Below are 25,481 nucleotides of genomic sequence, written 5' to 3'. Positions count from 1 at the left end.
AATAGAATCAATATACAAGGCCGATATGTCGGAGTGGCTGTCACGGGAAGAAGCGCTGGGAAGGCTCAAGGTGCGAGCGCAGACACTCTATGCCTATGTCAGCCGCGGGCGCATCGGCATGCGGCCGGACGAGGAAGACCCGCGCCGCAGTCAGTACCGCGCCGACGACATCGCGGCGCTGGCGACGCGCCGGGCACGCGGCCGCCGTCCTTCGGTCATCGCGGAAAGTGCGATTGCCTGGGGCGAACCGGCGATCGCCACCTCCATCTCGACCATCCTGCATGGCCACCTCGTCTATCGCGGCCAGGACGCGGTCGCGCTTTCCGATGAGGCGACGCTGGAAGAAATGGCGGGGGTCCTGTGGGCATCGCCAAACCAGGTGCGTTTCCGGTCACAGTCGACAGGTAGGCCGGATCAAAGCGGCCGATCCGCCGCCTTTGCGCAACTTGCCTCGCTTGCCGGCGAAGGCCGTACTTCTCTCGGACGCAGCCCCGCTTCACTCTACGGCGATGCGGCGCAAGCAATTGGAATGCTGGCGGGCGCGTTGGGCGCCGTCCCCGGAATGGATGCCGTCCACAGCCGCCTGGCGCAGGGTTGGTCCGTCGACACCGCGGGTGCGGACACGATCCGTCGCGCCCTTGTCTTGCTCGCCGATCACGAGCTGAACGCATCGACCTTTGCCGCGCGTGTCGCGGCCTCGACCGGCGCGCCGGTTGCCGCCTGCCTGCTGGCGGGACTGTCGGCGCTTTCAGGCCCGCGCCACGGCGGCGCCGGCGAAGCGGTGATGCAGCTGGCCGACGACGCCAGCCGGCACGGCGCCGACGCGGCAATCAGGCGCTGGCTCGACCATGAACGGCCGCTGCCGGGTTTCGGCCACCCGCTCTATCCCGACGGCGATCCCCGGGCAGCCGCGCTGCTTTCCACGATTGATGGCGACGTCATCCTGTCATCCCTGCGCGACGCGGCTTTCGCGGCAACAGGCATGCGTCCCAATGTTGATTTTGCCCTGGCCGCGCTGACACGCAGCCTCCGCTTGCCTTCCGACGCGCCATTCCGTCTGTTCGCGCTCGGCCGCAGCATCGGCTGGGCCGCGCACGCCGTCGAACAGATAACGAGTGGAAGCCTTATCAGGCCGCGCGGGCGCTACGAGGGATTGCTGCCGTAGTGGGCCGCCCAGCCTGCAGGCTGACCTTATCGATGGTCAGTCCTTACGACATTGTGTCGAGCTTGCGCTGCATCGCGGCGATCTGATCCTTCAGCTCCTGCAGGTCGTCGGATTTCTCCGGCGTCTCCTTCCTCGCGGGTTCAGCGGGTGCTGCGGCAGGGCCATTCGTTCCCGCCGGCGGGAACGGCGTGAACAGGCGCATCGCATTCTGGAACATCTCCATGTTGCGGCGGGTCTGTTCCTCCAGCGCCTTGATCGGCGTGGTGATCTTCATCATGTCCAGTGGCGACTTGCCGATCGCACCCTTCATCTGCTCGCGAAAGCGCTCCTGCTCCTTGGAGAAGGCGAGCATCGACTGTTCTAGGAAGCTCGGCACGATCATCTGCATCTGGTCGCCGTAATAGGCGATCAGCTGGCGCAGGAACGGGATCGGCAGCATGTTCTGCCCGTCCTTGTTCTCAAGCTCGAAGATGATCTGTGTCAGCACCGGATGGGTGATGTCATCACCGGTCTTGGCATCCTGTACGGTGAACTCCTCGCCCTTCTTGACCATCTCGGCGAGGTCCTCGAGCGTCACATAGGTGCTGGTCCCCGTATTGTAGAGGCGGCGATTGGCGTATTTCTTGATGATGATCGGATCGTCTTTAGCGGCCATCTGCATCCTCCCGGGGACACCGGCACGCCCCTGAGTAAGCCGCCGGTAACGATTGTGCCTTTTTTGAGGATATGCGCAAAAGCGTCATAAATCCAAGTGGTTTGTGCAGTGCGGGAGCATTTAATGCTGCATAGCGGGCAAAATATGTTGCGCAGCAATCGGTGGCCTGTTGCTCGACCAAGGCATGACCTGCTTGCCACGCATGGCCGGCATGCCCATTTCCGGTTTGACTTGGGTTCTGGAAAGGGCAAGAAAAGTCCTCAACGACAGAACGTCAGCTTCAAGTCCGGAGAAGAAAATGTCCGCTTCCATCGTTATTGCCAGTGCCGCGCGCACGGCCGTCGGCTCCTTCAACGGCGCCTTCGCCGCCACCCCGGCGCATGAACTCGGTGCCGTCGTCATCAAGGAATTGCTGTCGCGTGCCGGTGTCGAGCCGGCCGAGGTCGACGAGGTCATCCTTGGCCAGGTGCTGACCGCTGCCCAAGGGCAGAACCCGGCCCGCCAGGCATCGATCATCGCCGGCCTGCCGAAGGAAACCACGGCCTGGGGCCTCAACCAGGTTTGCGGCTCGGGCCTGCGCGCCATTGCCTTGGGCATGCAGCAGATCGCCACCGGCGATGCCAAGGTGATCATCGCCGGCGGCCAGGAATCGATGTCGCTTTCGCCGCATGCCGAGCACTTGCGCGCCGGCGTCAAGATGGGCGACTACAAGATGATCGACACCATGATCAAGGACGGGCTGTGGGATGCCTTCAACGGCTACCACATGGGCAACACCGCAGAAAACGTCGCCCGCCAGTTCCAGATCACCCGCGACGACCAGGACCAGTTCGCGCTCGCCTCACAAAACAAGGCCGAGGCCGCGCAGAAGGCCGGCAAGTTCAAGGACGAGATCGTCGCCTTCACCATCAAGGGCAAGAAGGGCGACACCATTGTCGACCAGGACGAATACATCCGCCACGGCGCCACGATCGACGCCATGACCAAGCTGAAGCCGGCTTTCGACAAGGACGGCACGGTGACCGCCGCCAACGCCTCCGGCATCAATGATGGCGCGGCCGGCGCGCTGCTGATGAGCGAAGCCGAAGCAGCCAGGCGCGGCATCACCCCGCTGGCGCGCATCGTTTCCTGGGCGACCGCGGGCGTCGATCCGGCGATCATGGGCACCGGACCCATTCCCGCCTCGCGCAAGGCCTTGGAGAAGGCCGGCTGGTCGGTTGGCGATCTCGACCTGGTCGAAGCCAACGAGGCCTTTGCCGCGCAGGCCTGCGCCGTGAACAAGGATATGGGTTGGGATCCGTCGATCGTGAACGTCAATGGCGGCGCGATCGCCATCGGCCATCCGATCGGCGCCTCGGGCGCCCGCATCTTCAACACACTGGTCCACGAGATGCGTCGTCGCGGCGCCAGGAAGGGGCTGGCCACCCTATGCATCGGCGGCGGCATGGGCGTCGCCTTGTGCGTGGAAGCACTCTGAGAGATCTCGAACGGGCGGCGAAAGCCGCCCGTTTTGTATCTGTGCATATAGCATATCAACTGCCTGCCAAGCCCGACAACAGGGCAGCATCAAAAGGGGAAATGCATGACCAAGGTAGCAATCGTCACGGGTGGATCACGCGGCATCGGCGCGGCGATCTCGATCGCATTGAAGAACGCCGGCTATTCGGTTGCCGCCAACTACGCTGGCAATGACGACGCTGCGGCGAAATTCAAGGCCGAGACGGGCATCCCCGTCTACAAATGGTCGGTCGCCGACTATGACGCCTGCGCCGCCGGCACCAAGCAGATCGAGGCGGATTTGGGCCCGGTCTCGGTGCTCGTCAACAATGCCGGCATCACCCGCGACGCCATGTTCCACAAATTGACGCGCGATCAGTGGAAAGAGGTCATCGACACCAATCTTTCCGGCGTCTTCAACATGACGCATCCGCTCTGGGGCGGCATGCGTGACCGCAAGTTCGGCCGCGTCATCACCATCTCCTCGATCAACGGCCAGAAGGGCCAGGCCGGCCAGGTCAACTATTCCGCCGCCAAGGCCGGCGACATCGGCTTTTCGAAGGCGCTGGCCCAGGAAGGGGCGCGGGCAGGCATTACCGTCAACGTCATCTGCCCCGGCTACATCGCCACCGAGATGGTCAAGGCGATCGACGAGAAGGTGCTGAACGAGCGCATCATTCCGCAGATTCCCGTCGGCCGCCTCGGCGAGCCGGAGGAGATCGCACGTTGCGTCGTCTTCCTTGCCTCCGACGAGGCCGGCTTTATCACCGGCTCGACCCTCACCGCCAATGGCGGTCAGTACTTCGCCTGACGAGGCGCTCGGACCGAGGATTGGGATTCTGGGAAGAGCGGGCGCGTCTCCCGCTTTTCCGCCATTCCATGAGCGGTCGGTGAAACCCGATGGCCCGTTCCGGCACGGAAAGATTAACGGCGACCGTGCCGGCTGTCCGGAACCAGCTCCGCAGCCTGTGGATTATCGGTGGAAAACCTGTTCACAACACAAGATATTGTGGAGAACAAAACAGGAAAATAATGCGTTCACCGATTCGTCGCCGTTTCGTTCCGTCTTTGACCGGAAGGTTAACGGCGGAGACGGAAACAGCTTGCCAAACGGTTAGGACGCATTAAGAAAGATCAATAATTTCATAATGTTGAGTGGCTCCCGTCACGCCGACGAGGTCGTTCATCGGCAAAAGTTAACGATGGTGCTCGCCCTGCATGAAACGGGCCAGTTCAACGATTCAGCATGTGGTAAGACTCATCCCTCGAAAATCCACATATAGCCGTGAACAAAACCTGAATCCCGGCGAGTCAGCGATTCGTCGCTGATTCGTTCCAGACTCGTTCCAACTGTTAATCGAAACCGGAACGAAGGCGAGGATCAGCATCTTCGATCGGCCCTTTGGAACATTCCGCTTTCGCTTCGCGCACGAAATCCCTATGTGTCGCCTGTCATACGCGCCATCCGGGGCGCGCTCCCGACAACGAGAGGCCAGAAAGCCTTATTTCCAGGTCGATGAACATCCAACAGAAACACACCCAGCCGCTGATCCTGTCGGGCCGTGACGTGACCGCTGTGCTTGGGCCGACCAACACCGGCAAGACCCATCTCGCTATCGAGCGCATGGTGGCGCATGAGACCGGCGTCATCGGCCTGCCGCTCAGGCTGCTGGCGCGGGAAGTCTACACACGCGTCTGCGAAAAGGTCGGTGCCCACAAGGTGGCGCTCATCACCGGTGAGGAGAAGATCCAGCCGCCGGGCGCCAGATATTCCGTTTGCACGGTGGAGGCCATGCCGCGCGAGACCGACGCCGCCTTCGTCGCCATCGATGAAGTGCAGCTTGCCGGCGATCTCGAGCGTGGTCACATCTTCACCGATCGCATCCTGCATCTGCGCGGCCGCCAGGAGACGCTGCTTCTGGGTGCGGCCACCATGCACGGCATTCTCCAGCGCCTGCTGAAGGGCGTCTCGGTGGTGACACGGCCACGCCTGTCGCATCTTGCCTATGCCGGCTCGAAGAAGCTGACCCGCCTGCCCCGGCGCACGGCGATCGTCGCCTTCTCCGCCGACGAGGTCTATGCCATCGCCGAACTGATCCGACGCCAGCAGGGCGGCGCTGCCGTCGTGCTCGGCGCGCTCTCGCCGCGCACCCGCAACGCCCAGGTGGCGCTGTTCCAGTCGGGCGATGTCGACTATCTCGTCGCCACCGACGCCATCGGCATGGGGCTCAACCTCGATCTCGACCATGTCGCCTTCGCTCAGAACCGCAAATTCGACGGCTATCAATATCGCAACCTGACGGCGGCCGAGCTTGGCCAGATCGCCGGCCGCGCCGGCCGGCACCTGCGCGACGGCACTTTTGGCGTCACCGGCCAGGTCGACCCGCTCGACGAAGAGCTGGTCAAGCGGATCGAGAGCCATGATTTCGATCCGGTGAAGGTGCTGCAGTGGCGCACCGCCCATTTCGACTTCGCCAGCCTCGATGCACTGAAACGCTCGATCGAGACCAACGCACCGGTCGAGGGCCTGACACGAGCGCTTCCGGCTGTCGACGCGCAGGCGCTCGAATATCTGTCACGCGACGAGGACATCCGCGCGCTTGCCACCGATGCCAAGCGTGTCGCCCTGTTGTGGGAAGCCTGCGCGCTGCCCGATTACAGGAAGATCGCGCCGGCGCAGCACGCCGACCTCATTGCCTCGATCTATATGGACCTGGCCAGGCATGGCCATGTCGACGAGAACTACATGGCCGAGCAAGTGCGCCGCGCCGACACCACCGAGGGCGATATCGACACGCTCTCCCACCGTATTGCACAGATCCGCACCTGGACATTTGTGTCGAACCGGCCGGGCTGGCTGGCCGATCAGGCACACTGGCAGGAAAAGACGCGCGAAATCGAAGACAGATTGTCGGATGCGTTGCATGAGCGGTTGACGAAACGCTTCGTAGACCGCAGGACTTCCGTCCTCATGCGGCGCCTTAGAGAAAATACCATGCCTGAAGCCGAAATTAGTTCTACCGGAACCGTCCTTGTCGAAGGCCACCATGTCGGCGAGCTGCAGGGGTTCCGCTTCACCGCCGACCAAAGCGCCGGCGGCGAAGACGCCAAGGCCGTGCGCACGGCCGCGCAAAAAGCGTTGGCCGCCGAATTCGAGGCGCGCGCCGAACGCTTTGGCGCCTGCGCCAATGGCGATATCGCGCTTGGCTCGGACGGCACGCTGCGCTGGATCGGCGCGCCGATCGGCACGCTGGTCTCCGGCGAGGACGCGCTGAAGCCGCGCCTGGTGCTGCTGGCCGACGAGCAGTTGACCGGTCCGGCGCGCGACAAGGTCGCCGCCCGTGCCGAGCGTTTCGTCAATTTCCAGATCGAATCGCTGCTGAAGCCGCTGGTCGACCTCAAGAATGCCGACCAGATCACCGGCATCGGCCGCGGCATCGCCTTCCAGTTGGTCGAACAGTTCGGCCTCATCAACCGCCGCGACATCGCCGAGGAGATGAAGTCGCTCGACCAGGAAGGTCGCGCGGCCCTTCGCCGTCTCGGCGTGCGCTTCGGCGCCTATCACGTCTTCGTGCCGGCGCTGATCAAGCCGGCGCCAGCCGGACTGGTGACGCTGCTATGGGCGTTGAAGAATGACGGCAAGGACAAGCCGGGCTTTGGCGACGTGGTGCACGCGCTCGCCTCCGGCCGTACCTCGGTGGTCATCGATCCGGCCTTCGACAAGTCCTTCTACAAGCTTGCCGGCTACCGCAATCTCGGCCGCCGCGCCGTGCGCGTCGACATTCTGGAACGGCTGGCCGACCTGATCCGCCCGGCGACCAACTGGAAGCCCGGCCTCGGCCAGCGTCCCGACGGCGCCTATGACGGCCAGTCCTTCATGGTGACACCGCCGATGATGTCGATCCTCGGCGCCAACGCCGATGACATGGAAGAAATCCTGAAGGGCCTTGGCTACCGTGCCGATCCGAAGCCTCCGGCGGAGGTCAAGGCAAGGCTCGAAGCGCAGGACAATGCCGCGCGGGAAGCCGCCGCTGCAAAGCTGGCGGCGGAAGAGGCTGCACGGGCCGAGCAGGCCAAGGCGGCGCAAGCCGCGGCAACCGATACAGTCGCGGAGGAATCGGTCGAAGGTTCGGAGCCGGCCGAGGTCGTAGAGGCCACTGTCGAAATCCCCGCCGAAGCCGTCGCGGAAGCGGCGGTAGAGCCTGTCGCGGAAGAACACCCCGAGGCCACGGAAGAGGCCGCGGCGGAAGCAATTGCGGAAGTTCCGGCCGAGCCTGAATTGGCCGCCGAACCAGAGGCGGAAGCTGTCGCGATCGCGCCGGTGGAGCCGGTTTCCGAAACCGCGCCCACAGTGTTGTCAGGCGAAACTGCCGCAGTGCCGGAGGCAGCCCCAGAGGCGGCCATCGTCGAGCCTGCGGTGGAAGCCGAAGCGCCAAAGCCCATCCTTTTGTGGCGGCAGGCGCGCTTCGACCAGCGCCCGCGCCACCGCGAAGACAACCGCAGGAACAACCGTCCGCGCAACGGCCAGGCCGCGCGCGGACGAAGCGATGCGCCAGCGGATGCCGTGGCCGCCGGACAGCCGGCGGCTACGCCTGGAGAGCGGCCTGCTCGTGAAGGACGGCGCGATCAGCGCGACGGCGCCGGCAAGCCGCGTTTCGACCGCTCGAAGTTCAAGCCCAAGCCCCAGGGTGAAGGCGGGGAGCGTCGCGAGGGCAAGCCGCAGGGTGAGCGTCCCGAGCGCCGCGACAACCGGCCCGACTGGAAGGGCAGGCCGGACAGCAAGGGTGGTCCACAGGGTGCAAAGCCTGTGTTCCAGCCGAAGCCGCGCGAGGAGCGCCCGGTTCGCTTTGATCCGGACTCCCCCTTCGCCAAGCTTGCCGCCTTGCGCGATCAGCTGAAGAAGTAGGCTGGCTCGCTTCGATGGTTGCCCCAATCGTCGCGCGAGACCGCCAACGCATCGACAAGTGGCTGTTCTTCTCGCGCGCCGTGAAATCGCGCTCGCTGGCTGCCAAATTGGTGGTGGCCGGACGGGTTCGAATCAATCGCGACAAAGCAGCGCAGGCTTCCGACATGGTCAAGCCTGGCGACGTGCTGACCATCACGCTTGAGCGGCGTATCTTCGTCTGGAAGGTGCTGAATACAGGTGTGCGGCGCGGTCCCGCCGAGGAGGCGCGCACGCTCTACGAGGACATGTCGCCACCGCCCGCACCCAAGGACGGGAGCGTTCCTGATGCAATTCCGGCGCTGCGCGAGGCCGGCAGCGGCCGTCCGACGAAGAAGGAGCGTCGCCAGACGGACCGGCTGTTCGGCGAGGAATGAGCCATCACCGGCTCCCAATGCGGCAGCCATCTGGAATTTCATTCCGCAAACACCGATATCAGTCGCAATGGCTGCCCTTGCCAGCAGCCGGCAAAGGCGTTACCTCACGAAAAAAGCCCAGCAAAAATGGGACGTCCCGGAGCCGACCGATGACCTATGTCGTGACCGACAATTGCATTAAATGCAAGTACATGGACTGCATCGAGGTCTGTCCGGTCGACTGTTTCTACGAAGGCGAGAACATGCTCGTCATCCATCCGGACGAGTGTATCGATTGCGGCGTCTGCGAGCCGGAATGCCCGGCCGACGCAATCAAGCCCGACACCGAGTCCGGCCTCGACAAATGGCTGCAGATCAACACCGAATACGCCGAGAAATGGCCCAATATCACGGCCAAGAAGGAACCGCCGGCCGACGCCAAATCCTTCGATGGCGAGGCTGGCAAGTTCGAGAAGTATTTCTCGGCGGAGCCCGGCGAAGGCGACTGACGGCGCCGCGGGTTCGACCGGCATAACGCTACGTAAGAGGCACGACACATTAACTGCCTTGACAGCGCCGGTGTTGCATGGCCTTCGCGAATGCAGCAAAACCTTGATTCTTCCGACTTTTTGTGTTACATCACGGAAACATGCCGGTGACACAACGTCGATTTATGGCGCAGAAGCCCCAAATCACTGAAAGGTGAATTTCTCAATCGGACCAGAGCAATCTGGGCCAGGCGGTCGCAATATGTGCGGTTTGCCGGTCCCGGCTTTTCCGATGGGTTCACCTGTTGTGCGGCTAACGATCGGCACCCCACCGGTCGCGCGAATTAGGCTGGCAGGTCGCCGGCACCACAACAAGGAGTTCAGGGCGTAATGGCAACGATCACCCCGCAGAAGAAGTCCAGCGCGGCACGTCACGGTTTCAAGACCGGCGAGTTCATCGTCTATCCGGCGCACGGCGTCGGTCAGATCGTCTCGATCGACGAGCAGGAAGTCGCTGGTCACAAGCTGGAACTGTTCGTCATCGACTTCCAGAAGGACAAGATGCGCCTGAAGGTTCCGGTCGCCAAGGCGACGTCGATCGGCATGCGCAAGCTGTCGGAAGAGGACTATGTCGAGCGCGCATTGAAGGTCGTGCAGGGCCGCGCTCGCGTCAAGCGCACCATGTGGTCGCGCCGCGCCCAGGAATATGACGCCAAGATCAATTCCGGCGACCTGATCTCGATCTCGGAAGTGGTGCGCGACCTCTACCGCGCCGACAACCAGCCGGAGCAGTCCTATTCCGAGCGTCAGCTCTATGAGGCGGCGCTCGACCGCATGGCCCGTGAGATCGCGGCCGTCAACCGCATGTCGGAGACCGAAGCCGTGCGCCTCATCGAGGTGAACCTCAACAAGGGTCCCAAGCGCGGCGCCAAGGCCGACAACGAGGAAGCCGAGCAGGAAGAAGCTGCCTGAGCTTTTCCGCCTTCAAGTTCTGAAAAACCCGGCCTCGCGCCGGGTTTTTATTTTGGGGAGATAGGGCTGAAAGCGAGGGCGCCGTCTACGCCTCGCCGCCGCCGCCTTCCCTCTCGGCCTCCTGCTTCAGCGTCGCGATGAAGCGCTTTGTGCGCTGATGCTCCGGATTGCCGAACAGCACGGCGGCTGGGCCCTTCTCGACGACAACGCCGGCGTCGAGAAAAACCACCTCTTGCGCGATCTTGGAGGCGAGGCGCAGGTCATGCGTCGCCATCACCATGGTCGTGCCTTCGCTGGCCAGCTTGCCAAGCACGTCGACCACCTCCTGCGCCAGCTCCGGGTCGAGCGCCGAGGTCGGCTCGTCGCACAGCAGCACCTTTGGCGAGGGCGCCAACGCGCGTGCGATCGCCACGCGCTGCTGCTGGCCGCCCGACAGCGTCGCCGGCCAGGCGTCCGCCTTGTGCGCCATGCCAACCTTTTCCAGCAAGGCGAGCGCCCGCTCACGTGCCCGCTCCGTCGGCCATTTCAGCACCGTCACCAGCCCTTCCATGACGTTCTCGATCGCGGTGCGATGCGGAAACAGCTGGAAGTTCTGGAACACCATGCCGGTCTGCAGGCGCAGGCGCTGGATATCCCTGGCCGCAACCTTGCCGCCTGGGCGGAATTCAAGCGTCTCGTCGCCGATGCGCACCGTGCCGGAGGTCGGGATCTCCAGCAGGTTGATGCAGCGCAGCAGCGTGCTCTTGCCGCCGCCGGAGGGGCCGACAAGCGCGGTGACGCTGCCTTCGTCGATGGTGACGGTGACGCCCTTCAGGACGAGATTGTCGCCAAAGCGCTTTTCGATGTTGGTGAGGCCGATCATGAACGTGCCTCCAGGAAGCCACCATAGCGGTTGAGCCGTGTTTCCAGCCGCGTCTGCAAGGCCGACAGCACCGAGCTCAGCGCCAGATAGAGGATCGCCGCCTCGACATAGAGGATCAGCGGTTCATAGGTGGTGGCGACGATGCGCTGCGCGGCCTGGAACATTTCCGGCACGGTGATGGCGGCGGCCAGCGAGGTATCCTTGACCAGCGAGATGAAAGTGTTCGAAAGCGGCGGCACCGCGACGCGACCGGCTTGCGGCAGGATGGTGCGCCGCATCGCCTGGCTCCAGTTCATGCCGATCGAATAGGCGGCTTCCCACTGTCCCTTGGGCACCGAGCCGATCGCCGCGCGGATGATCTCCGACGTGTAGGCGCCGATGTTGAGCGTGAAGCCGATCAAGGCCGCCGTAAAGGCGTCGAGCAGGATGCCGGCCGACGGCAAGCCGTAGAAGATCAGGAACAGCTGCACCAGGAGCGGCGTGCCGCGAAAGATCCAGACATAGAAGCGCACAAGCGCGACCAGCGGCTTCGCGCCGAACAACCGGGCAAGCGCCGCGGCCAGGCCGACAGTCAAGCCAAGGACGAAGGACAGCAGGGTCAACGGCACGGTGAAGATCAGTGCGGCCCACAGCAGCGAAGGCAGCGACTCCAGCATCAATTGCAGCCAGTGCGGCACGAAAGCCCCTCCATCCGGTCGACGGCTTCATCGAAGCGCCAAGGCATATCACGACAAAAGCGGCGGGCCGTCAAAGACGGCTCGCCGCTCCACATGTCACAGGCCGGCAAACCGGCCCAGATATCAGTTACTTCGAAACGTCCTGGCCGAAATAGGTGTCGGCGATCTTCTGATAGGTGCCGTCGGCCTTGATATCGGCGAGCGCCTTGTTGATCGCGGCAACCAGCTCCGGATCACCCTTGCGCACGATGACACCGGAATAGTCGGCGTTTTCCTCCTGCGCGGCGATCTTCACATTGGCGTCGGGCTTGTGCTTCTTGAAGTCGAGGAAGGACAGGCTGTCATTGATGGTGGCATCGGCACGACCGGTCAGCAACAGCTGGATCGACTGGTCGAAGCCATCGGTGCCGACGAGTTCGGCGCCATTCGTCTCGGCCAGCTTACCGAAATTCGAGGTCAGCGACTGCGCCGACTTCTTGCCCTTGAGATCGGCAAAGCTCTTGATGTCTGCATTGTCGCCGCGCACGATCAGCACCGCCTTCGAGGCGATGTAGGGATCGGAGAAGTCGTACTTGGCCTTGCGCGCGTCGGTGATGCCGACCTCGTTGATGACGGCGTCGTAGCGGTTGGCATCGAGGCCGGCGATCAGCCCGTCCCACTTGCCTTCGAGGAACTGCGGCTTGACGCCGAGCTTGTCGGCGATCGCCTTGGCGATTTCGACATCGAAACCGACCAGCGCGCCGGAAGCATCGTGATAGGTAAAGGGCGCGTAAGTGCCTTCCGTGCCGATCTTGATGGTGCCTGCCTGCTTGATCTCATCGAGATTGGCGCCGGCATGGCTGGCGGCGACAGCCAGAACCTGCAGGGCTCCGGCGACAACAAGCGATTTAAGCCATTTCATTTTTCTGTGATCCCGTCTTTGGCCGTTGTGCGGCGCATTGTGAGATTTGGAAAATGGCACATGCTTGCAAACAAAATAAGGAACAAGATTCCGAATAGTATACCACTCTGAAATCAAATTCTCCAAAACGCATCGATTGGCATCAATCACCCCCTTTGCGGAACGCCATGAGCGGCGCAATCCACACGGTGAGCGCAGCGGAACCATTCTCCGGCGTGACACGTTTCTCGGCTGTTGTAGGGCACGGCATAACCATTTCAACCACCCCGCCGTCCGGACGCCCGAAAAAGGGAGCATGGCATGATACAGGACTCGGCAGGACGGACCATGGTCCGCGCGGCGATGAAGGCTCCCTATCTCGAACGTGATCAGGAGCATCTTCTGGCCTTGCGCTGGAAGGACGACAATGACCAGCACGCGCTGCACAGCATCACCGTGGCGCATATGCGGCTGGTCATCTCCATGGCCTCGAAATTCCGGCACTATGGCCTGCCGCTGGGCGACTTGATCCAGGAGGGCCATGTCGGCTTGCTGGAAGCCGCCGCCCGGTTTGAGCCGGAGCGTGAGGTGCGGTTCTCGACCTACGCGACATGGTGGATTCGCGCCGCGATGCAGGACTACATCCTGCGCAACTGGTCGATCGTGCGCGGCGGCACGAGTTCGGCGCAGAAGGCGCTGTTCTTCAATTTGCGGCGCCTGCGTGCCCGCCTCGCCAACGGCACCGAGCCGCTGTCGAACGCCACGCTCTATCATGAGGTGTCGGTTGCGCTCGGCGTGTCGGAAGCCGATGTGGCGATGATGGATTCGCGCCTTTCGGCACCCGACAGTTCGCTCAATGCACCGCTGGCTGATGACACGGGCGCAACGGAACGCATGGACTTCCTGGTTTCGGACGATCCATTGCCTGACGAGGTCGCCGGCGACACGATCGATGTCGAGCGCCGTTCGCTATGGCTGAAGACCGCGCTCGGTGCGCTGAACGCCCGCGAGCTCAGGATCATCGAAGAACGCCGGCTGAGTGAAGAAGGCGCGACGCTCGAGTCGCTCGGCGAGACGCTTGGCATCTCCAAGGAACGCGTCCGTCAGATCGAGGCACGCGCCATGGAGAAGCTCAAGGTGGCATTGGTCAGGCAGAACCCTGAATTCATGGCCGCCTGATCCAGCGAAGCCGGACCGCCTGGGGCAAGAACACCGGCTACTTGTCGGTGACGATCTTGACCTTGTCGCCGGCCGAGACGGCGGCACCGGGCGACAACGCATTGAGCACACGGAACAGGTCGAGCTTGCGATCGACGCCGACCATCTGTGCCGCAAGCGTGCCCATGGTCTGTCCCGGCTGCACGGTGAGCACGCGGATGTGCAGCGGCTTCAGCGCCGCCTTTTCCGCCGCGCTGAGTATACGGAAGCTGCCGCTGACCGAACGCGCGACGCTGTCCAGGTTCGTGCTGGCCGAAGGTGCCGCCGTCAACAGCCGGTAGACCTGCCCACCCGCCCGGATCACCGCGATATCGAACTGCCAGCCCTCGGCGCCCGCATGCGCGGTCGCCGCTTCATTGCCGTTGATCGTCTCCTGCTTGACGCTGCTGTCTACGAGGCCGGCAACCCAGCCGCTGCGGACATAGTCGGTCAGCGGGCGGTTCTTGTCGATCGAGACGCCGTCGAAACGGATCGCCATGTCGCCGGGGCCGGTCGCCGTCACCGCCGCGGCCGAATTGTCGATGACAAAGCCTTCGGGCACCGAGAAGGACACGCCAAGGCCCGGATGCAGGAAGGTTTCGCCGCGCACATAGCCTTCCTCCGGCGTGTCGCCGTAGAGCAGGCCGTCTATGCCGGCGAGGAAAGAATCGCGATCGCGCGTGCCGAAGCCGGGCGCGCCGAACTGGCGGGCATGGCGCTGCGCCAGATCGATGCGCTGCGGCGTGTTGGGGTGGGTCGCCAGGAAGTCGAGGCTTGGGTCGGTGGCGCCGCTGATCGAGCGAAAGTCGGTATAGGCCGACATCGACTGCAGGAAGCGGCCGGCGGCATAAGGGTCGTAGCCGGCCTCGCCGATCGACTTGATACCGATGGCGTCGGCCTCCAGTTCCTGGTTGCGCGAGAACTGGGCGAGCCTGAGCTTGCCGCGGATCAGCGCCGCCTTGGCGGTCGGGCTGTCGCCGAGCACATCGGAGACGACCTTGGTCGCCAGGCCTTCCTCGGCCTCGAGCTGCTGGCGCTGCAGGCCGTGATTGGCTGTGACATGGCCCATTTCGTGCGCGATGACCGCGGCCAGCTCGGAAGAATCATTGGCCAGCGCAAGCAGGCCGCGCGTGATGTAGAGATAGCCGCCTGGCAGCGCGAAGGCGTTGACGTTGGGCGAATTCAGGATGGTGATGCGATAGGTCTGGGTCGGGTTTGCCGACACGACGGTCAAATTGCCGACGACCTTGGCAACCATGCGTTCGAGCTTCGGGTCGGAATATTCGCCGCCATACGTGGCAAGAATGCGCGGATGCTGCGCCTTGGCCATTTCGGCGAGCTTGCTGTTGGCGGCGACATTGTCGACCGTGATGGGCTTGTCGGAAGGCTGGAAGCCGGATTCCTGAACTGCCGGAGGCGTGAACATCTGGCAGCTTGCCAGCGCCACGGCAAAGCCGGCCAGCGCGAAGAAGCGCGCCAGTGGTTTCATCCGTACTCTATGCATGCGGGTCGGCAGAACCGCTTCCTTCCAGGTCTTGGCCCATGATCTCGAAAACTCGTGGAGATCACGCGCAAAATCAACATGTTGCAACGTCTTTTGGCGTCCGGGGTGACGCACGGCATGCAGGCAAATCACGGCCGCGCCAGACCAATACAGGGTGGACCTAGCCACACTACCCTGATCATGGCAAGCAAGCGCCGCATCGCCTTGGGCCGGTTTGACCGTAAATTATGTCCGCTTCCGGGCAATATCTTGTGATCCGGCGCCAATCGGACCTGCCCCGATATAGCGCTGGAAGACCTCCGGGCCAGCCCCGGCGAAGAAATCAGCCGCCGCACCCGTCGCGGCGACCGAACCATTGTCCAAGAATACCACATTCTGGCCGATGCGGCGCGCATCTTCCGGCTGGTGCGTGACGAACAGCACCGTCATGGGCCGGTCGGCATGCACACCGGCCACCAGATCGAGCATGTCGTCGCGCAAGGCTGGGCCAAGCGAGGCAAAAGGCTCGTCCAGCAGAAGCACCGGGCGGTCGCGCACCAGAACACGGGCGAGCGCGACACGCTGACGCTCGCCGCCGGAGAGTTCGCGCGGCAATCGCTTCTCCTTTCCGGCAAGGCCGGTGCGTTCGATCGCCCCGGCGATCAAAACCCGGTCCGCATCGCTCAGCCGTAGCGACGGCGAACGGCCTAGTCCGACATTCTGCTCCACGGAAAGATGGGCAAAGAGGTTGTTCTCCTGAAACACCATCGACACCGGTCGTGCCGAAGGTGGCTGCGCGCTGACATCGATCCCGCCGATCAGCACGCGGCCGGAGCGCGGCATCTCGAAACCTGCGACCAGATTGAGCAGGGTCGATTTCCCCGAACCGCTCGGGCCCATGACGGCGGTGATCTTCGAGGCGGCAAAGCCGACATCGAAGACGAGCGGCGCATCGCCATAGCTGAACGAGACGTTCTCGAGCCGCACGGCGGTGCCGTCTTCGATCATCCCGTCTGCCTTGGCGAGCGTCATGATTTCCCTCCCCTCCCCAGCCGGTCCGCAGCCAGGACAAGCGCCAGGCAGACAACGCCCAGCAGCAGCGCCAGACCGGCAGCGTCCTCCGTCCGGTAGCTACCCATGCGCGCCAGGAGCAGATAGGGCAATGTCTGCACCGAATCGCTGCCGAACAACGCGATGACGCCGAGGTCGCCAAGCGACAGCGCCATGGCGAAGGCGAAGGCGGTCGCGAGCGGCCGCCGCAATGACGGCCAGTCGACCAGTATCAGCCTGTTCCAGCCTGAAATGCCGAGCTGTGCGCAAAGCCGTTCGTGGCGCTCGCTCGCCGCGTCATAGGCGGGGCGGACGGCGCGGATGGCGAAAGGCATCGCCATCACCGCGTTGACGGTGACGACCATGATCGGTGCGACGGCGAAGACGTCGCTGATAGTGCGCAGAGCCAGGAACCAGCCGGCGCCAATGACGATCGGCGGCACGACGAGCACGAAGCCGGCGCCAGTGTCGGCGGCGTGTTCGAGCAACGTCCTGGAGCCTGCGCCACGGCTCAGGGCCAGCGCCCAGCGCGCCATGACCAGCGCCAGCGACAGCATCACCGAGAGCAGCGCCGACAGGAAGGCGAGCACGGCACTGGTCAGCGTCGCCTGCCGCACCGCGCTCTCGCCGGCCAACCGGCCGAGATCGGCGCCAAGCCCGGCGATCACCGTCGCCACCATCGGCCCGGCGACGAACAGCAGAGCGAGAACGACCAGCAAGGCGTTGAGCCAGCTCTCTCCATTGCCCACCGATAGATAGCGGCGCGACGCCACCGGCAGATTGGCGTCGCCGGTTACATTGACGCCGAAGCGCGCCAGGACCAGCACCACGACAAAGGTCAGCGCGATCTGCAGCGCGGTCAGCGCCACGGCGCGCGCGGGATCGAAATCGAAGCGCAGTGCCTGATAGATCGCGACCTCCAGCGTCGTCGCGCGCGGACCGCCGCCCAGTGTCAGCACGATGGTGAAGGACGTTATGCAGAGCATGAAGACAAGCCCGGCGACGCCCGGAATGGCCGCGCGCAGCCTTGGCCACTCGATCAGCCGAAAAGCCGGCCCGGCGCCCATGCCGAGCTGGCTCGCCAGCCGCCACTGGTCGGCTGGCACCGTCTGCAGTGCCTCGAGAAACAGCCTGACGCAGAGCGGCAGGTTGAAGAAGACGTGCGCAACCAGGATGCCAGCCAGGCCATAGATGCCCGGCCAACTGCCATTGCCGATCACCGTGAACACATCCGCGAAATAGCCGGCGCGACCGTAGAGCGCCAGGATGCCGAGCGCGGCGACAATGGCCGGCAGCGCCAGCGGCACGGCAAAGAGCTGCAGGATAAAGCTTCGTCCGAAAAAGCGCGGATGCCGCGACAGGGCGCGGGCGACGAACAGCGCCGGCACGACCGAGAGCAGCGTCGACAGCACCGCTTGCCACAGGGTGAAGCGCACGACGCGAAAGAGATAGGGATCGAAGGCTGCCCAGGCGCCTGAAAGATCCTGGACGCCTTCAAGGAGCAGGCCAGCGATCGCGCCACCGATCAGCAGCGCGATTGCCCCGAGCGCGACGATGCCGGCGGTGACGCGTGAATCGGTCGAACGCACCGGCACCATTGCAAGGGCTACTTGCTCATCACCGCCAGCCATTCATCCACCCAGGCCTTGCGGTTGGCGGCGACCTCTTCAGGGCTGAACAGCAGCGTCTTGGTCGGCTTGACCAGTTTGTCGAAGGCCGGATTGAGCGGTGCATCGGTCTTGCCGGCGGGGAACATCCAGTTGGTCTCGGGAATGACATCCTGGAACTTCGGCCCGGTCATGAAAGCCATGAACTTTTCCGCCAGCGGGTTCTTCGCGCCGGTGGTGGTGATGCCGGCGACCTCGATCTGCAGGTATTCACCCTCCTCGAAGGACGCCGCCTGATAGCGTTCGGTCTTCTCGGCAACCATGTGATAGGCGGGCGACGTCGTGTAGGACAGCACCATCGGCGCCTCGCCCTTGGTGAACAGGCCATAGGCCTCGCTCCAGCCTGGCGTCACGGTCAGCACTTTCGACTTGAGCTTGGCCCAGGCTTCCGGTGCCTTGTCGCCATAGACCGATTTCACCCACAAGAGCAGGCCAAGGCCAGGCGTCGAGGTGCGCGGGTCCTGGATGACAATCTTGTCGTCGGCGCTGCCCTCGACCAATTCCTTCAGGCTCTTCGGCGGCGTCTTCAGCTTCTCGGTGTCATAGACGACGGCGAAATAGCCGTAGTCGAAGGGAACAAACGTATCATCGCTCCAGCCGCCGGGCACATTGAGGTCCGACACCGTGCCATGCGGCGCAAACAGGCCGGTGGCCTTGGCTTCGGCGGTGAGATTGGTGTCGAGGCCGAGCACGATGTCGGCCTTGGTCGAAGCGCCTTCCAGCTTGACGCGGTTGAGCAGTGCCACGCCGTCGGCGACCGAGACGAATTCGACATCGCAGCCGCATTCGGCCTCGAATTCCTTCTTCACGGCGGGACCAGGACCCCAGTCGGCGGTGAAGCTCTCATAGGTGTAGACCGTGAGTTTGTCCTTGGCGAAGGCCGGGCCGGATATGGCAACAACCATGGCTGAGACAACAGAGTATAAAAGCGTGCGCATCGGCGCCTCCTTCGTTCGAATTGAAAGGAATTGAGGCGTCGGACTGTCCGAAACGTCTAATCCCTCCGCCGGTACAAACCGGATCAGGTTCAGCGGGTTGGCGAGATTGCCTCTCAGCCGGTCCGCGAAGATCGCGTCCGGCACCCCGTTAGAGCGTTTCGACACATAGGCCCGGCCGATCAACCACGCAAGTGGGAGTTTGCCGCCTTCCGTTTCCCGTGCCGGGCTGGTAAGGGCGACGCACATGAGCACATTCACCATCCTGCTTGGCGGCGACCTCATCCGCACGCCACGGCTCGACCGCCAGGTCGAGGGTTCTCGCGGCATCGCCGCCGACGCCGGCATCGGCCATGCCCGGATGCTGGGTCTTGTCCCGGAACTGTGGGTGGGCGATTTCGATTCGGTACCAGCCAATCTGCCCGATGATCTCGCCGCCGTGCCGCGTCGGACTTTCCCTGCTGAGAAAGACAAGACCGATGGCGAACTGGCCATCGCCGCGGCGCTCGAACGTGGCGCGACCCGCCTCATCCTGGTTGGCGCTTTCGGCGGCAAGCGCGCCGACCACGCCTTCCTGCATCTGGCGCTCGGTCTGCGGCTGGCCCAGGCCGGGACAGAGGTGATCTTGACCAGCGGCGCGCAGGAAGGCATCCCCTTGCTGCCGGGGAAGGCCGGCTTCGACTACGCCGATGCGACACTTTTTTCCGTCCTTGGTTTCTCGGATCTCTCCGGCCTCACGGTCAAAGGCGCCAAATGGCCGCTGGATGATGTCGAGGTCGCATTCGGCTCCTCGCTGACCATTTCCAACGAGGTCAAGGGTCGGCTCGAAATCGCTCTGGGACGTGGTCGCGCACTGCTGCTCGCTCATCCCCATCCACTACCTGAAAGCTGATATGGCCCCGCCACTTCTCAATCTCGACGGCATAAAACTGACCTTTGGCGGTACGCCGCTGCTCGACGGCGCCGCATTGGCCGCTTCGGCCGGCGACAAGATCGCGCTCGTCGGCCGCAATGGCTCGGGCAAGTCGACGCTGCTGAAGATCGCGGCCGGCCTCATCGAGCCGCAGGACGGCGAAGTCTTCCGCCAACCTTCGGCGACGGTGCGCTATCTGCCGCAAATGCCTGACATGGATGGGTTCACGAACGTCCGTGCCTATGTCGAGGCAGGGTTGGGACCGGCGGATGATCCTTATCGCGCCATCTATCTGATGGAACATCTCGGCCTGTCCGGCGAGGAGCGACCGAACGACCTGTCCGGTGGCGAGGCAAGGCGCGCGGCACTTGCCCGCGTCATGGCGCCGGAGCCCGACATTCTGCTGCTCGATGAGCCGACTAACCATCTCGACCTGTCGGTGATCGAATGGCTGGAAGAGGAGTTGGTTCGCACTTCCTCGGCGCTCATCGTGATTTCGCACGACCGCCGCTTCCTTGAGCGCGTCTCGCGCGCAACCGTCTGGCTCGATCGCGGCCAGACCCGCAGGCTGGACAAGGGTTTTGGCCATTTCGAGGAATGGCGCGATCTGGTGCTGGAAGAAGAAGAGCGCGAGCAGCACAAGCTCGGCCGCCAGATCGTGCGCGAAGAGCACTGGCTGCGCTATGGCGTGACGGCGCGGCGCAAGCGCAACATGCGCCGGTTGGGTGAGTTGCAGACCATGCGCCAGCGCTTTCACGGCCATCGCGGCGCCGAAGGTTCGGCCACCATGGTGGCCAGCGACGCCGCCGAATCCGGCAAGCTGGTGATCGAAGCGAAGAACATCGAGAAGAGCTTTGGCGACCTCACCGTGGTCAAGGAATTCTCCACCCGCATCCAGCGTGGCGACCGTATCGGCCTGGTTGGACCCAACGGCGCCGGCAAGACGACGCTCCTGAAGATGCTGACCGGCGAAATGAAGCCGGACGCCGGTTCGGTGCGGCTCGGCACCAATCTGGAGATCGCCACGCTCGACCAGAAACGCGAGGCGGTCGACCCGGCCGAAACGCTGGCGCAATATCTCACCGACGGGCGTGGCGAGAACCTCGTCATCAATGGCGAGCAGCGCCACGTCGTCTCCTACATGAAGGACTTCCTGTTCAAGCCCGAGCAGGCGCGCACGCCGGTGCGCGAACTTTCGGGCGGCGAGCGGGCGCGCTTGCTGCTGGCCCGTGTTCTGGCGCGGCCGGCAAACCTTCTCGTGCTCGATGAGCCGACCAACGATCTCGACATGGAGACGCTGGAACTGCTGCAGGAACTGGTCGCCGGTTTCGCCGGAACCGTCATCCTGGTCAGCCACGACCGCGATTTCCTCGACCGCACCGTCACCAGCATCATCGCGCCGGACGGCGGCGGCCGCTGGATCGAATATGCCGGCGGCTATTCGGACATGCTGGCGCAACGCGGCGGCACCCGGCTGGACGATCGCAAATCGCGGGCGAAGGCCGAGAATGGCGAAGCGCTGGGAGCAAGCAAGGCCGAGGCATCAGCCCCGAAAGGCCCGGCGAAAAAGCTGTCGTTCAAGCAGAAATTCGCACTGGAATCGCTGCCCAAGAAGATCGAGGCGGTGACCGCGTCCATCTCGCGGCTGGAGAACAACATCGCCGACCCCGCCTATTACGAGCGCGATCCGGCTTCGTTCCAGAAAACCATCGCGGCCCTCGACAAGGAGCGCGCCACATTGGCGGCACTCGAAGAGGAATGGCTGGAACTGGAGATGTTGCGGGAAGAGATGGAGGGGTGAACGATTGCGTGCGGGTTATTATGCGCCTATATTATGCGCATAAGGAAGACCGTCTCCATGCTTCAACCGCCGCCAAAACCTCAGCGGAAATCCGTCAACACGTCCATCGACTCTCAGTTGATCAACGACGCGAAAGCATTGGGCATCAACATCTCCCGCGCCGCCGAAGAAGGTATAGCGAAAGCAATTGCGGCGGAAAAGACGCGTCGATGGCAAGCCGAAAACAAGGAAGCCATTGAAAGTTCCAATGAATATGTCCGGCGCAACGGACTGCCATTAGCCAAACACCGGCTGTTTTGATGGCACGCTACGACGTCTATCGGAATGTCGGTGGCCACGGCTATCTTCTTGACGTTCAGTCCGATCTCCTCGAACGTCTGGATACAAGGGTTGTGGTTCCGCTGATACCGCCCGATGTAGCTCCGGTACCGGCCCGACGACTAAACCCGACCTTCGCTATCGATGGCAAAGATCACGTGATGGTCACGCAATTCCTGTCAGCATTGACCGCCTCTGAGTTGCCTGTCCCTGAAGGAAATCTTTCCAGGCACCACGACGACATCGTCGTGGCACTCGACATGCTGCTTCAAGGCTTCTGAGAAACGCGGGCGTAAGGCCGACGTTCTCAGCCCGCCGTCTTCGCTTGCCAGGCCTTGATCGCCTCATCAAAGACCTTCTCGCCGGGGATGCCCTTTTCCATGGTCAGCAATGCCCGCCGTCCGGTCTTGTAGACGACCGGCACGTCGATCCAGTCCTGTCCCCTGAGAAGGGTCAGGTTGGCGTCTTCATCCGCCTTGGTGTCATTGAGCGCGACGAGGAAGAAGCCATCCGCGATCTTGGCCGGAATACCGATCAGCGGGCTGCCGGCGTCCTGTTCCGAGCTCTTCATGGCAACGCGCAGGATGTTGTCGACACCGCCGCCTTCAAAACCTTCAGGCGTCAGGAAGATCATCTCGATGATGTGGCTGGCCGGCAGCGTCCGGTCAGTGTTGCGGCGAATGGTCATGCGCAGCTGGATATCCTTGCCGGGAATGGTCGCCTCGGCGCGGATCGCCGGTTCCGGCGGAAGGTCACCGCCAGGCGATTCCTGCACCAACGACCAAACGATACTGCCGGGCTCGGCCGAACCCTGCGAAGTGCTCGTGCGCTCCTCGTAGAAGATCGCCTTCTGGCCGACCGCCACTGTCGGCTCGGCAGCCGCCGGTGTCGGCGCGGTGCCTGCGGGTGCCGGCGTGGCACCGGCAGGCGCTGTCGGCGTGGCGGCGGCAACCGGAGCGGTTCCGTTGGCCGGCGGTGTTGCCGGAGCCGCACCCGGTGCGGGTGGGGTGGTTGCGGCCGCGGGAGCGTTCGCCGCGGGCGTGGCGGCGGCCTGTGCATCACCTGCAGGGGGCGTCGCTGCCGGATGCGCTGGCGGCGGCGTGGTCAGCGCGGCGACGGATTCGCCTTCGCCAATACCGCTTTGCCCACCGGCCGGACCGGGATCCGTCTCGCTGCCCTGGGGCGTCAGGCGCTGGGTGAACTTGGTTCCCCCAGCGGCGTCCGTTGTGCCGGCCGCGGGAGCCGGTGGCGATGCCGCGGCGCTGGCCGCTGGGTTGGCCGGCGCGGCCTTCAGGGGCTCGGTCTTGACCACCTTGCTGTCACCCGAACCGAACATCTTGCCGAACGCACCCTTGTTCAGCCAGATGCCATAGCCGCCGCCGGCGATGACGGCCAGCGCGACCACGGCGGCGATCAGCCCACCATAGCTGCGCTTGCGCCGAGCCGGACGCAGGCGCTCGAACGTATCGCCCCCCGGCCTTTCGTCATTGGCGAAGATGTCGGCCTTCTCGTCCGGCTCGCCTTCGTCCATCCCCGGAAGGGTGGCATCGTCGCGATCCGGCGCGGCACGATCGGGAAAGGAAGGAGCCGCTGATGGCCTCTGCCAGCTTGGCTCCGCCCGCGCGGCCGGAGGCGTCGGCTTTGCAACGAACGGCGCCGTGGCAGGCCTGACGGCTTCAGCCTTCGCGGACTCAGGTCTTACGGGCTCGGGCCTGGCGGGCTCGGGCCTTGGCGGCTGCGGGCTGGAAAGCGGCTGCCGGACATGGCTCGACTGGTTCTTGTTGCGATCGATGGAGGAAAAGATGTTTTCCAGTTCCGCGAGCGGGTCGGTCTCCGGCACGCTCTTGGCATAGTCCTGCTCGACGCTTGCAATGGCATCTTCCAGGGAGCGTTTCTGCTTGGCGATGACCTCGGCAGCCAGCGGCGGTGAAAACTCCGCGAGTTTCCTTTCGAGCGCGGAACGCGCGCCTTCATAGATCCGCTTGCGCGTATCGAATGCCGGCTCGCCGTACTTGTCGAGCTGCTTCTTCAGAACAGAAACGAAATCTGCTGCCATGCTTCGGTCGACCTGTATTTTGCTCCCGGACCGCCCGCGCAAATCAGCCGCGATGCCCGGAAGGCTTGAGAAACTAGTCTTGAAACGGATCGGTCACAAGTATCGTGTCGTCGCGTTCCGGGCTGGTAGAGAGCAGTGCGACCGGCGCGCCGATCAACTCCTCGATATAACGGACATACTTGACCGCCTGGGCTGGCAGGTCGTTCCAGCTGCGTGCGCCGGCGGTGGTGCCTTTCCACCCCTCCAGCGTTTCGTAGACCGGCTCGACACGCGCCTGCGCGCCCTGGCTGGCCGGCAGATAGTCGATCATCTCGCCGTCGAGGCGGTAGCCGGTGCAGACCTTGATCTCGTCCAACCCGTCGAGCACGTCGAGCTTGGTCAGCGCGATACCCTTGATGCCGTTGACGGCAACAGCCTGGCGCACCAGCACGGCGTCGAACCAGCCGCAGCGCCGCTTGCGCCCGGTGACGACACCGAATTCATGGCCTCGCGTGCCGAGGAATTCGCCGATCTCGTTCTTCTGCTCGGTCGGAAATGGTCCTTCGCCGACGCGCGTCGTGTAGGCCTTGGTGATGCCCAAGACATAGCCGATCGCGCCTGGGCCGACGCCGGAGCCAGCAGCCGCCTGCCCGGCGACGGTGTTGGACGAGGTGACGAAGGGATAGGTGCCGTGGTCGATGTCGAGCAGCGTGCCCTGCGCGCCTTCGAACAGGATGCGCTCGCCGGCACGGCGCTTGTCATCGAGTATCTTCCAGACCCGGTCCATATAGGGCAGGATCTCGTGCGCGACCGAGGTCAGCTCCTGCATGATCGCCTCATGCGTGACCTCGGCATGGCCGAGCCCCCGACGCAGCGCATTGTGATGCGTCAGCAGCCTGTCGACCTTCAGGGGCAGTGTTTCCAAATCCGCCAAATCCATCACCCTGACGGCGCGCCGGCCCACCTTGTCTTCATAGGCGGGGCCGATGCCGCGGCGGGTCGTGCCAATCTTTGTCCCGGAATTGGAGGCCGCGTCTTCGCGGAAGCCGTCCAGTTCCCGATGCAGTGACAGGATTAGCGCGGTGTTTTCGGCTATTTTCAGGCGATCCGGCGCCACCTCGACACCTTGTGCCTTCAACTTCGCCACTTCGGCGACGAAAGCGTGCGGGTCGAAAACGACGCCATTGCCGATGATCGACAGCTTGCCCTGGCGCACGACGCCCGACGGCAGCAGCGACAGCTTGTAGACCTTGCCGTCGACAACCAGCGTGTGGCCGGCATTGTGGCCACCCTGGAAGCGCACCACCACATCGGCGCGCTCCGACAGCCAGTCGACGATCTTGCCCTTGCCTTCGTCACCCCACTGCGAGCCGACGACCACCACATTGGCCATGATTATTTCCCTTGAGACGCCGCACCGCGGCTGGAAGACTGTTCAAAACGACAGGCCTCTATAGCGTCAAGCCCCGCCGAGTGCGACCATTCTTTGCCGCCGAAAACGCCCTGAGGCACAACAATTTTCGGCTTTGACATCATTTACTTGTCCAACACGTGGCAATAGGCCGGCAAACATCCGCGGCGCATCACG

At 63.7% G+C, this 25,481-nt stretch carries 23 protein-coding genes and 1 riboswitch; of the genes, 12 read left to right on the top strand and 11 right to left on the bottom strand.

Annotation, left to right across the window (positions count from 1 at the left end; genetic code table 11):
* Positions 1-25 precede the first annotated feature (25 nt).
* A complete protein-coding gene (locus ABVQ20_RS37810; RefSeq protein WP_354464909.1) occupies positions 26-1,165 on the top strand; it encodes a citrate synthase in 1,140 nt (379 codons plus the stop codon).
* 43 nt (positions 1,166-1,208) lie between these two features.
* Here the strand turns inward: ABVQ20_RS37810 and phaR are convergent, their stop codons facing one another.
* Positions 1,209-1,820 carry a polyhydroxyalkanoate synthesis repressor PhaR gene (phaR, locus tag ABVQ20_RS37805; protein WP_354464908.1) on the bottom strand — a complete coding sequence of 204 codons (612 nt, stop codon included), beginning with the start codon at positions 1,818-1,820 and terminating at the stop codon, positions 1,209-1,211.
* A 120-nt stretch (positions 1,821-1,940) separates the two neighbouring features.
* Positions 1,941-2,132 carry a hypothetical protein gene (locus ABVQ20_RS37800; RefSeq protein WP_354464907.1) on the bottom strand — a complete coding sequence of 64 codons (192 nt, stop codon included), beginning with the start codon at positions 2,130-2,132 and terminating at the stop codon, positions 1,941-1,943.
* Between ABVQ20_RS37800 and ABVQ20_RS37795 the strand changes: the two genes are divergently transcribed.
* From ABVQ20_RS37795 to ABVQ20_RS37770, 6 genes are all read left to right on the top strand, one after another.
* A complete protein-coding gene (locus ABVQ20_RS37795) occupies positions 2,119-3,297 on the top strand; it encodes an acetyl-CoA C-acetyltransferase (RefSeq protein ID WP_354464906.1) in 1,179 nt (392 codons plus the stop codon). The two genes, ABVQ20_RS37800 and ABVQ20_RS37795, sit on opposite strands and share 14 nt — an antisense overlap.
* A 105-nt stretch (positions 3,298-3,402) precedes the next feature.
* Positions 3,403-4,128, top strand: a complete 726-nt coding sequence (phbB, locus tag ABVQ20_RS37790) for an acetoacetyl-CoA reductase (RefSeq protein ID WP_354464905.1) — start codon at positions 3,403-3,405, stop codon at positions 4,126-4,128.
* Positions 4,129-4,833: 705 nt separating this feature from the next.
* Positions 4,834-8,223, top strand: a complete 3,390-nt coding sequence (locus ABVQ20_RS37785; RefSeq protein ID WP_354464904.1) for a helicase-related protein — start codon at positions 4,834-4,836, stop codon at positions 8,221-8,223.
* 26 nt (positions 8,224-8,249) lie between these two features.
* Positions 8,250-8,636, top strand: a complete 387-nt coding sequence (locus ABVQ20_RS37780) for an RNA-binding S4 domain-containing protein (protein WP_354464976.1) — start codon at positions 8,250-8,252, stop codon at positions 8,634-8,636.
* A 149-nt stretch (positions 8,637-8,785) separates the two neighbouring features.
* Complete coding sequence (fdxA, locus tag ABVQ20_RS37775; protein WP_095089463.1) at positions 8,786-9,124, top strand: ferredoxin FdxA; 339 nt, start codon at positions 8,786-8,788, stop codon at positions 9,122-9,124.
* Positions 9,125-9,493: 369 nt separating this feature from the next.
* A complete protein-coding gene (locus ABVQ20_RS37770; protein WP_354464903.1) occupies positions 9,494-10,075 on the top strand; it encodes a CarD family transcriptional regulator in 582 nt (193 codons plus the stop codon).
* Positions 10,076-10,160: 85 nt separating this feature from the next.
* Here ABVQ20_RS37770 and ABVQ20_RS37765 read toward each other — a convergent pair whose 3' ends face one another.
* From ABVQ20_RS37765 to ABVQ20_RS37755, 3 genes are all read right to left on the bottom strand, one after another.
* A complete protein-coding gene (locus tag ABVQ20_RS37765; RefSeq protein WP_354464902.1) occupies positions 10,161-10,937 on the bottom strand; it encodes an amino acid ABC transporter ATP-binding protein in 777 nt (258 codons plus the stop codon).
* On the bottom strand, positions 10,934-11,614 hold the full coding sequence (locus tag ABVQ20_RS37760; protein WP_354464901.1) for an amino acid ABC transporter permease: 681 nt from the start codon (positions 11,612-11,614) through the stop codon (positions 10,934-10,936). Before ABVQ20_RS37760 ends, ABVQ20_RS37765 begins: the two co-directional genes overlap by 4 nt.
* A gap of 127 nt (positions 11,615-11,741) precedes the next feature.
* Positions 11,742-12,515, bottom strand: a complete 774-nt coding sequence (locus tag ABVQ20_RS37755) for an amino acid ABC transporter substrate-binding protein (protein WP_354464900.1) — start codon at positions 12,513-12,515, stop codon at positions 11,742-11,744.
* Positions 12,516-12,815: 300 nt separating this feature from the next.
* Between ABVQ20_RS37755 and ABVQ20_RS37750 the strand changes: the two genes are divergently transcribed.
* Complete coding sequence (locus ABVQ20_RS37750; RefSeq protein ID WP_354464899.1) at positions 12,816-13,673, top strand: RNA polymerase factor sigma-32; 858 nt, start codon at positions 12,816-12,818, stop codon at positions 13,671-13,673.
* A 37-nt stretch (positions 13,674-13,710) separates the two neighbouring features.
* On the opposite strand, the gene ABVQ20_RS37745 is transcribed toward ABVQ20_RS37750, so the two are convergent.
* The 4 genes from ABVQ20_RS37745 to thiB form a co-directional block, all read right to left on the bottom strand.
* Entirely contained in the window at positions 13,711-15,180 is a 1,470-nt protein-coding gene (locus ABVQ20_RS37745; protein ID WP_354464898.1) for a M48 family metalloprotease, read from the bottom strand.
* A gap of 240 nt (positions 15,181-15,420) precedes the next feature.
* Positions 15,421-16,206, bottom strand: coding sequence for a thiamine ABC transporter ATP-binding protein (gene thiQ, locus ABVQ20_RS37740; RefSeq protein WP_354464897.1), 786 nt, complete (start codon positions 16,204-16,206; stop codon positions 15,421-15,423).
* Positions 16,203-17,822 (bottom strand): thiamine/thiamine pyrophosphate ABC transporter permease, encoded by a 1,620-nt coding sequence (gene thiP / locus ABVQ20_RS37735; protein WP_354464975.1) that lies wholly within the window; start codon positions 17,820-17,822, stop codon positions 16,203-16,205. Before thiP ends, thiQ begins: the two co-directional genes overlap by 4 nt.
* 8 nt (positions 17,823-17,830) lie before the next feature.
* Entirely contained in the window at positions 17,831-18,829 is a 999-nt protein-coding gene (gene thiB, locus ABVQ20_RS37730) for a thiamine ABC transporter substrate binding subunit (protein WP_354464896.1), read from the bottom strand.
* A gap of 43 nt (positions 18,830-18,872) precedes the next feature.
* Positions 18,873-18,987: riboswitch (TPP riboswitch) on the bottom strand.
* Positions 18,988-19,073: 86 nt separating this feature from the next.
* Between thiB and ABVQ20_RS37725 the strand changes: the two genes are divergently transcribed.
* Genes ABVQ20_RS37725 through ABVQ20_RS37710 form a run of 4 tightly spaced genes read left to right on the top strand, consistent with a single transcriptional unit; the run spans position 19,074 to position 22,139 of the window.
* Positions 19,074-19,718 carry a thiamine diphosphokinase gene (locus ABVQ20_RS37725; protein WP_354464895.1) on the top strand — a complete coding sequence of 215 codons (645 nt, stop codon included), beginning with the start codon at positions 19,074-19,076 and terminating at the stop codon, positions 19,716-19,718.
* Between the two features lies 1 nt (position 19,719).
* Positions 19,720-21,540 (top strand): ABC-F family ATP-binding cassette domain-containing protein, encoded by a 1,821-nt coding sequence (locus ABVQ20_RS37720; RefSeq protein WP_354464894.1) that lies wholly within the window; start codon positions 19,720-19,722, stop codon positions 21,538-21,540.
* Between the two features lie 57 nt (positions 21,541-21,597).
* A complete protein-coding gene (locus ABVQ20_RS37715) occupies positions 21,598-21,840 on the top strand; it encodes a type II toxin-antitoxin system CcdA family antitoxin (RefSeq protein ID WP_354464893.1) in 243 nt (80 codons plus the stop codon).
* The gene (locus tag ABVQ20_RS37710; RefSeq protein WP_354464892.1) at positions 21,840-22,139 is read left to right on the top strand and encodes a CcdB family protein; all 300 of its coding nucleotides are present in this window, start codon (positions 21,840-21,842) and stop codon (positions 22,137-22,139) included. The genes ABVQ20_RS37715 and ABVQ20_RS37710 overlap by 1 nt, the downstream gene beginning before the upstream one ends.
* Before the next feature lie 26 nt (positions 22,140-22,165).
* On the opposite strand, the gene ABVQ20_RS37705 is transcribed toward ABVQ20_RS37710, so the two are convergent.
* Both ABVQ20_RS37705 and ABVQ20_RS37700 read right to left on the bottom strand, forming a co-directional pair.
* Complete coding sequence (locus tag ABVQ20_RS37705; RefSeq protein ID WP_354464891.1) at positions 22,166-23,914, bottom strand: hypothetical protein; 1,749 nt, start codon at positions 23,912-23,914, stop codon at positions 22,166-22,168.
* Positions 23,915-23,987: 73 nt separating this feature from the next.
* Entirely contained in the window at positions 23,988-25,286 is a 1,299-nt protein-coding gene (locus ABVQ20_RS37700; RefSeq protein WP_354464890.1) for an adenylosuccinate synthase, read from the bottom strand.
* Positions 25,287-25,481: the final 195 nt, after the last annotated feature.

It is taken from the genome of Mesorhizobium shangrilense (genome assembly GCF_040537815.1).
In the GTDB taxonomy this organism is placed as follows: Bacteria; Pseudomonadota; Alphaproteobacteria; order Rhizobiales; family Rhizobiaceae; genus Mesorhizobium; species Mesorhizobium shangrilense.
Note: the sequence above shows the minus strand (reverse complement) of the source record. Positions and strands in the feature narration are given on the sequence as shown.

Bases quoted from the DNA above. Each gene is read 5' to 3' on its own strand.
- ABVQ20_RS37810 (WP_354464909.1), top strand. From the start codon at position 26: ATGTCGGAGTGGCTGTCACGGGAAGAAGCGCTGGGAAGGCTCAAGGTG.
- ABVQ20_RS37755 (WP_354464900.1), bottom strand. From the start codon at position 12,515: ATGAAATGGCTTAAATCGCTTGTTGTCGCCGGAGCCCTGCAGGTTCTG.
- phbB (WP_354464905.1), top strand. From the start codon at position 3,403: ATGACCAAGGTAGCAATCGTCACGGGTGGATCACGCGGCATCGGCGCG.
- ABVQ20_RS37745 (WP_354464898.1), bottom strand. From the start codon at position 15,180: ATGAAACCACTGGCGCGCTTCTTCGCGCTGGCCGGCTTTGCCGTGGCG.
- ABVQ20_RS37720 (WP_354464894.1), top strand. From the start codon at position 19,720: ATGGCCCCGCCACTTCTCAATCTCGACGGCATAAAACTGACCTTTGGC.
- ABVQ20_RS37705 (WP_354464891.1), bottom strand. From the start codon at position 23,914: ATGGCAGCAGATTTCGTTTCTGTTCTGAAGAAGCAGCTCGACAAGTAC.
- fdxA (WP_095089463.1), top strand. From the start codon at position 8,786: ATGACCTATGTCGTGACCGACAATTGCATTAAATGCAAGTACATGGAC.
- ABVQ20_RS37715 (WP_354464893.1), top strand. From the start codon at position 21,598: ATGCTTCAACCGCCGCCAAAACCTCAGCGGAAATCCGTCAACACGTCC.
- ABVQ20_RS37785 (WP_354464904.1), top strand. From the start codon at position 4,834: ATGAACATCCAACAGAAACACACCCAGCCGCTGATCCTGTCGGGCCGT.
- thiB (WP_354464896.1), bottom strand. From the start codon at position 18,829: ATGCGCACGCTTTTATACTCTGTTGTCTCAGCCATGGTTGTTGCCATA.
- ABVQ20_RS37800 (WP_354464907.1), bottom strand. From the start codon at position 2,132: ATGGAAGCGGACATTTTCTTCTCCGGACTTGAAGCTGACGTTCTGTCG.
- ABVQ20_RS37750 (WP_354464899.1), top strand. From the start codon at position 12,816: ATGATACAGGACTCGGCAGGACGGACCATGGTCCGCGCGGCGATGAAG.
- ABVQ20_RS37725 (WP_354464895.1), top strand. From the start codon at position 19,074: ATGAGCACATTCACCATCCTGCTTGGCGGCGACCTCATCCGCACGCCA.
- thiP (WP_354464975.1), bottom strand. From the start codon at position 17,822: ATGGTGCCGGTGCGTTCGACCGATTCACGCGTCACCGCCGGCATCGTC.
- ABVQ20_RS37770 (WP_354464903.1), top strand. From the start codon at position 9,494: ATGGCAACGATCACCCCGCAGAAGAAGTCCAGCGCGGCACGTCACGGT.
- phaR (WP_354464908.1), bottom strand. From the start codon at position 1,820: ATGGCCGCTAAAGACGATCCGATCATCATCAAGAAATACGCCAATCGC.
- ABVQ20_RS37710 (WP_354464892.1), top strand. From the start codon at position 21,840: ATGGCACGCTACGACGTCTATCGGAATGTCGGTGGCCACGGCTATCTT.
- ABVQ20_RS37765 (WP_354464902.1), bottom strand. From the start codon at position 10,937: ATGATCGGCCTCACCAACATCGAAAAGCGCTTTGGCGACAATCTCGTC.
- ABVQ20_RS37795 (WP_354464906.1), top strand. From the start codon at position 2,119: ATGTCCGCTTCCATCGTTATTGCCAGTGCCGCGCGCACGGCCGTCGGC.
- ABVQ20_RS37700 (WP_354464890.1), bottom strand. From the start codon at position 25,286: ATGGCCAATGTGGTGGTCGTCGGCTCGCAGTGGGGTGACGAAGGCAAG.
- thiQ (WP_354464897.1), bottom strand. From the start codon at position 16,206: ATGACGCTCGCCAAGGCAGACGGGATGATCGAAGACGGCACCGCCGTG.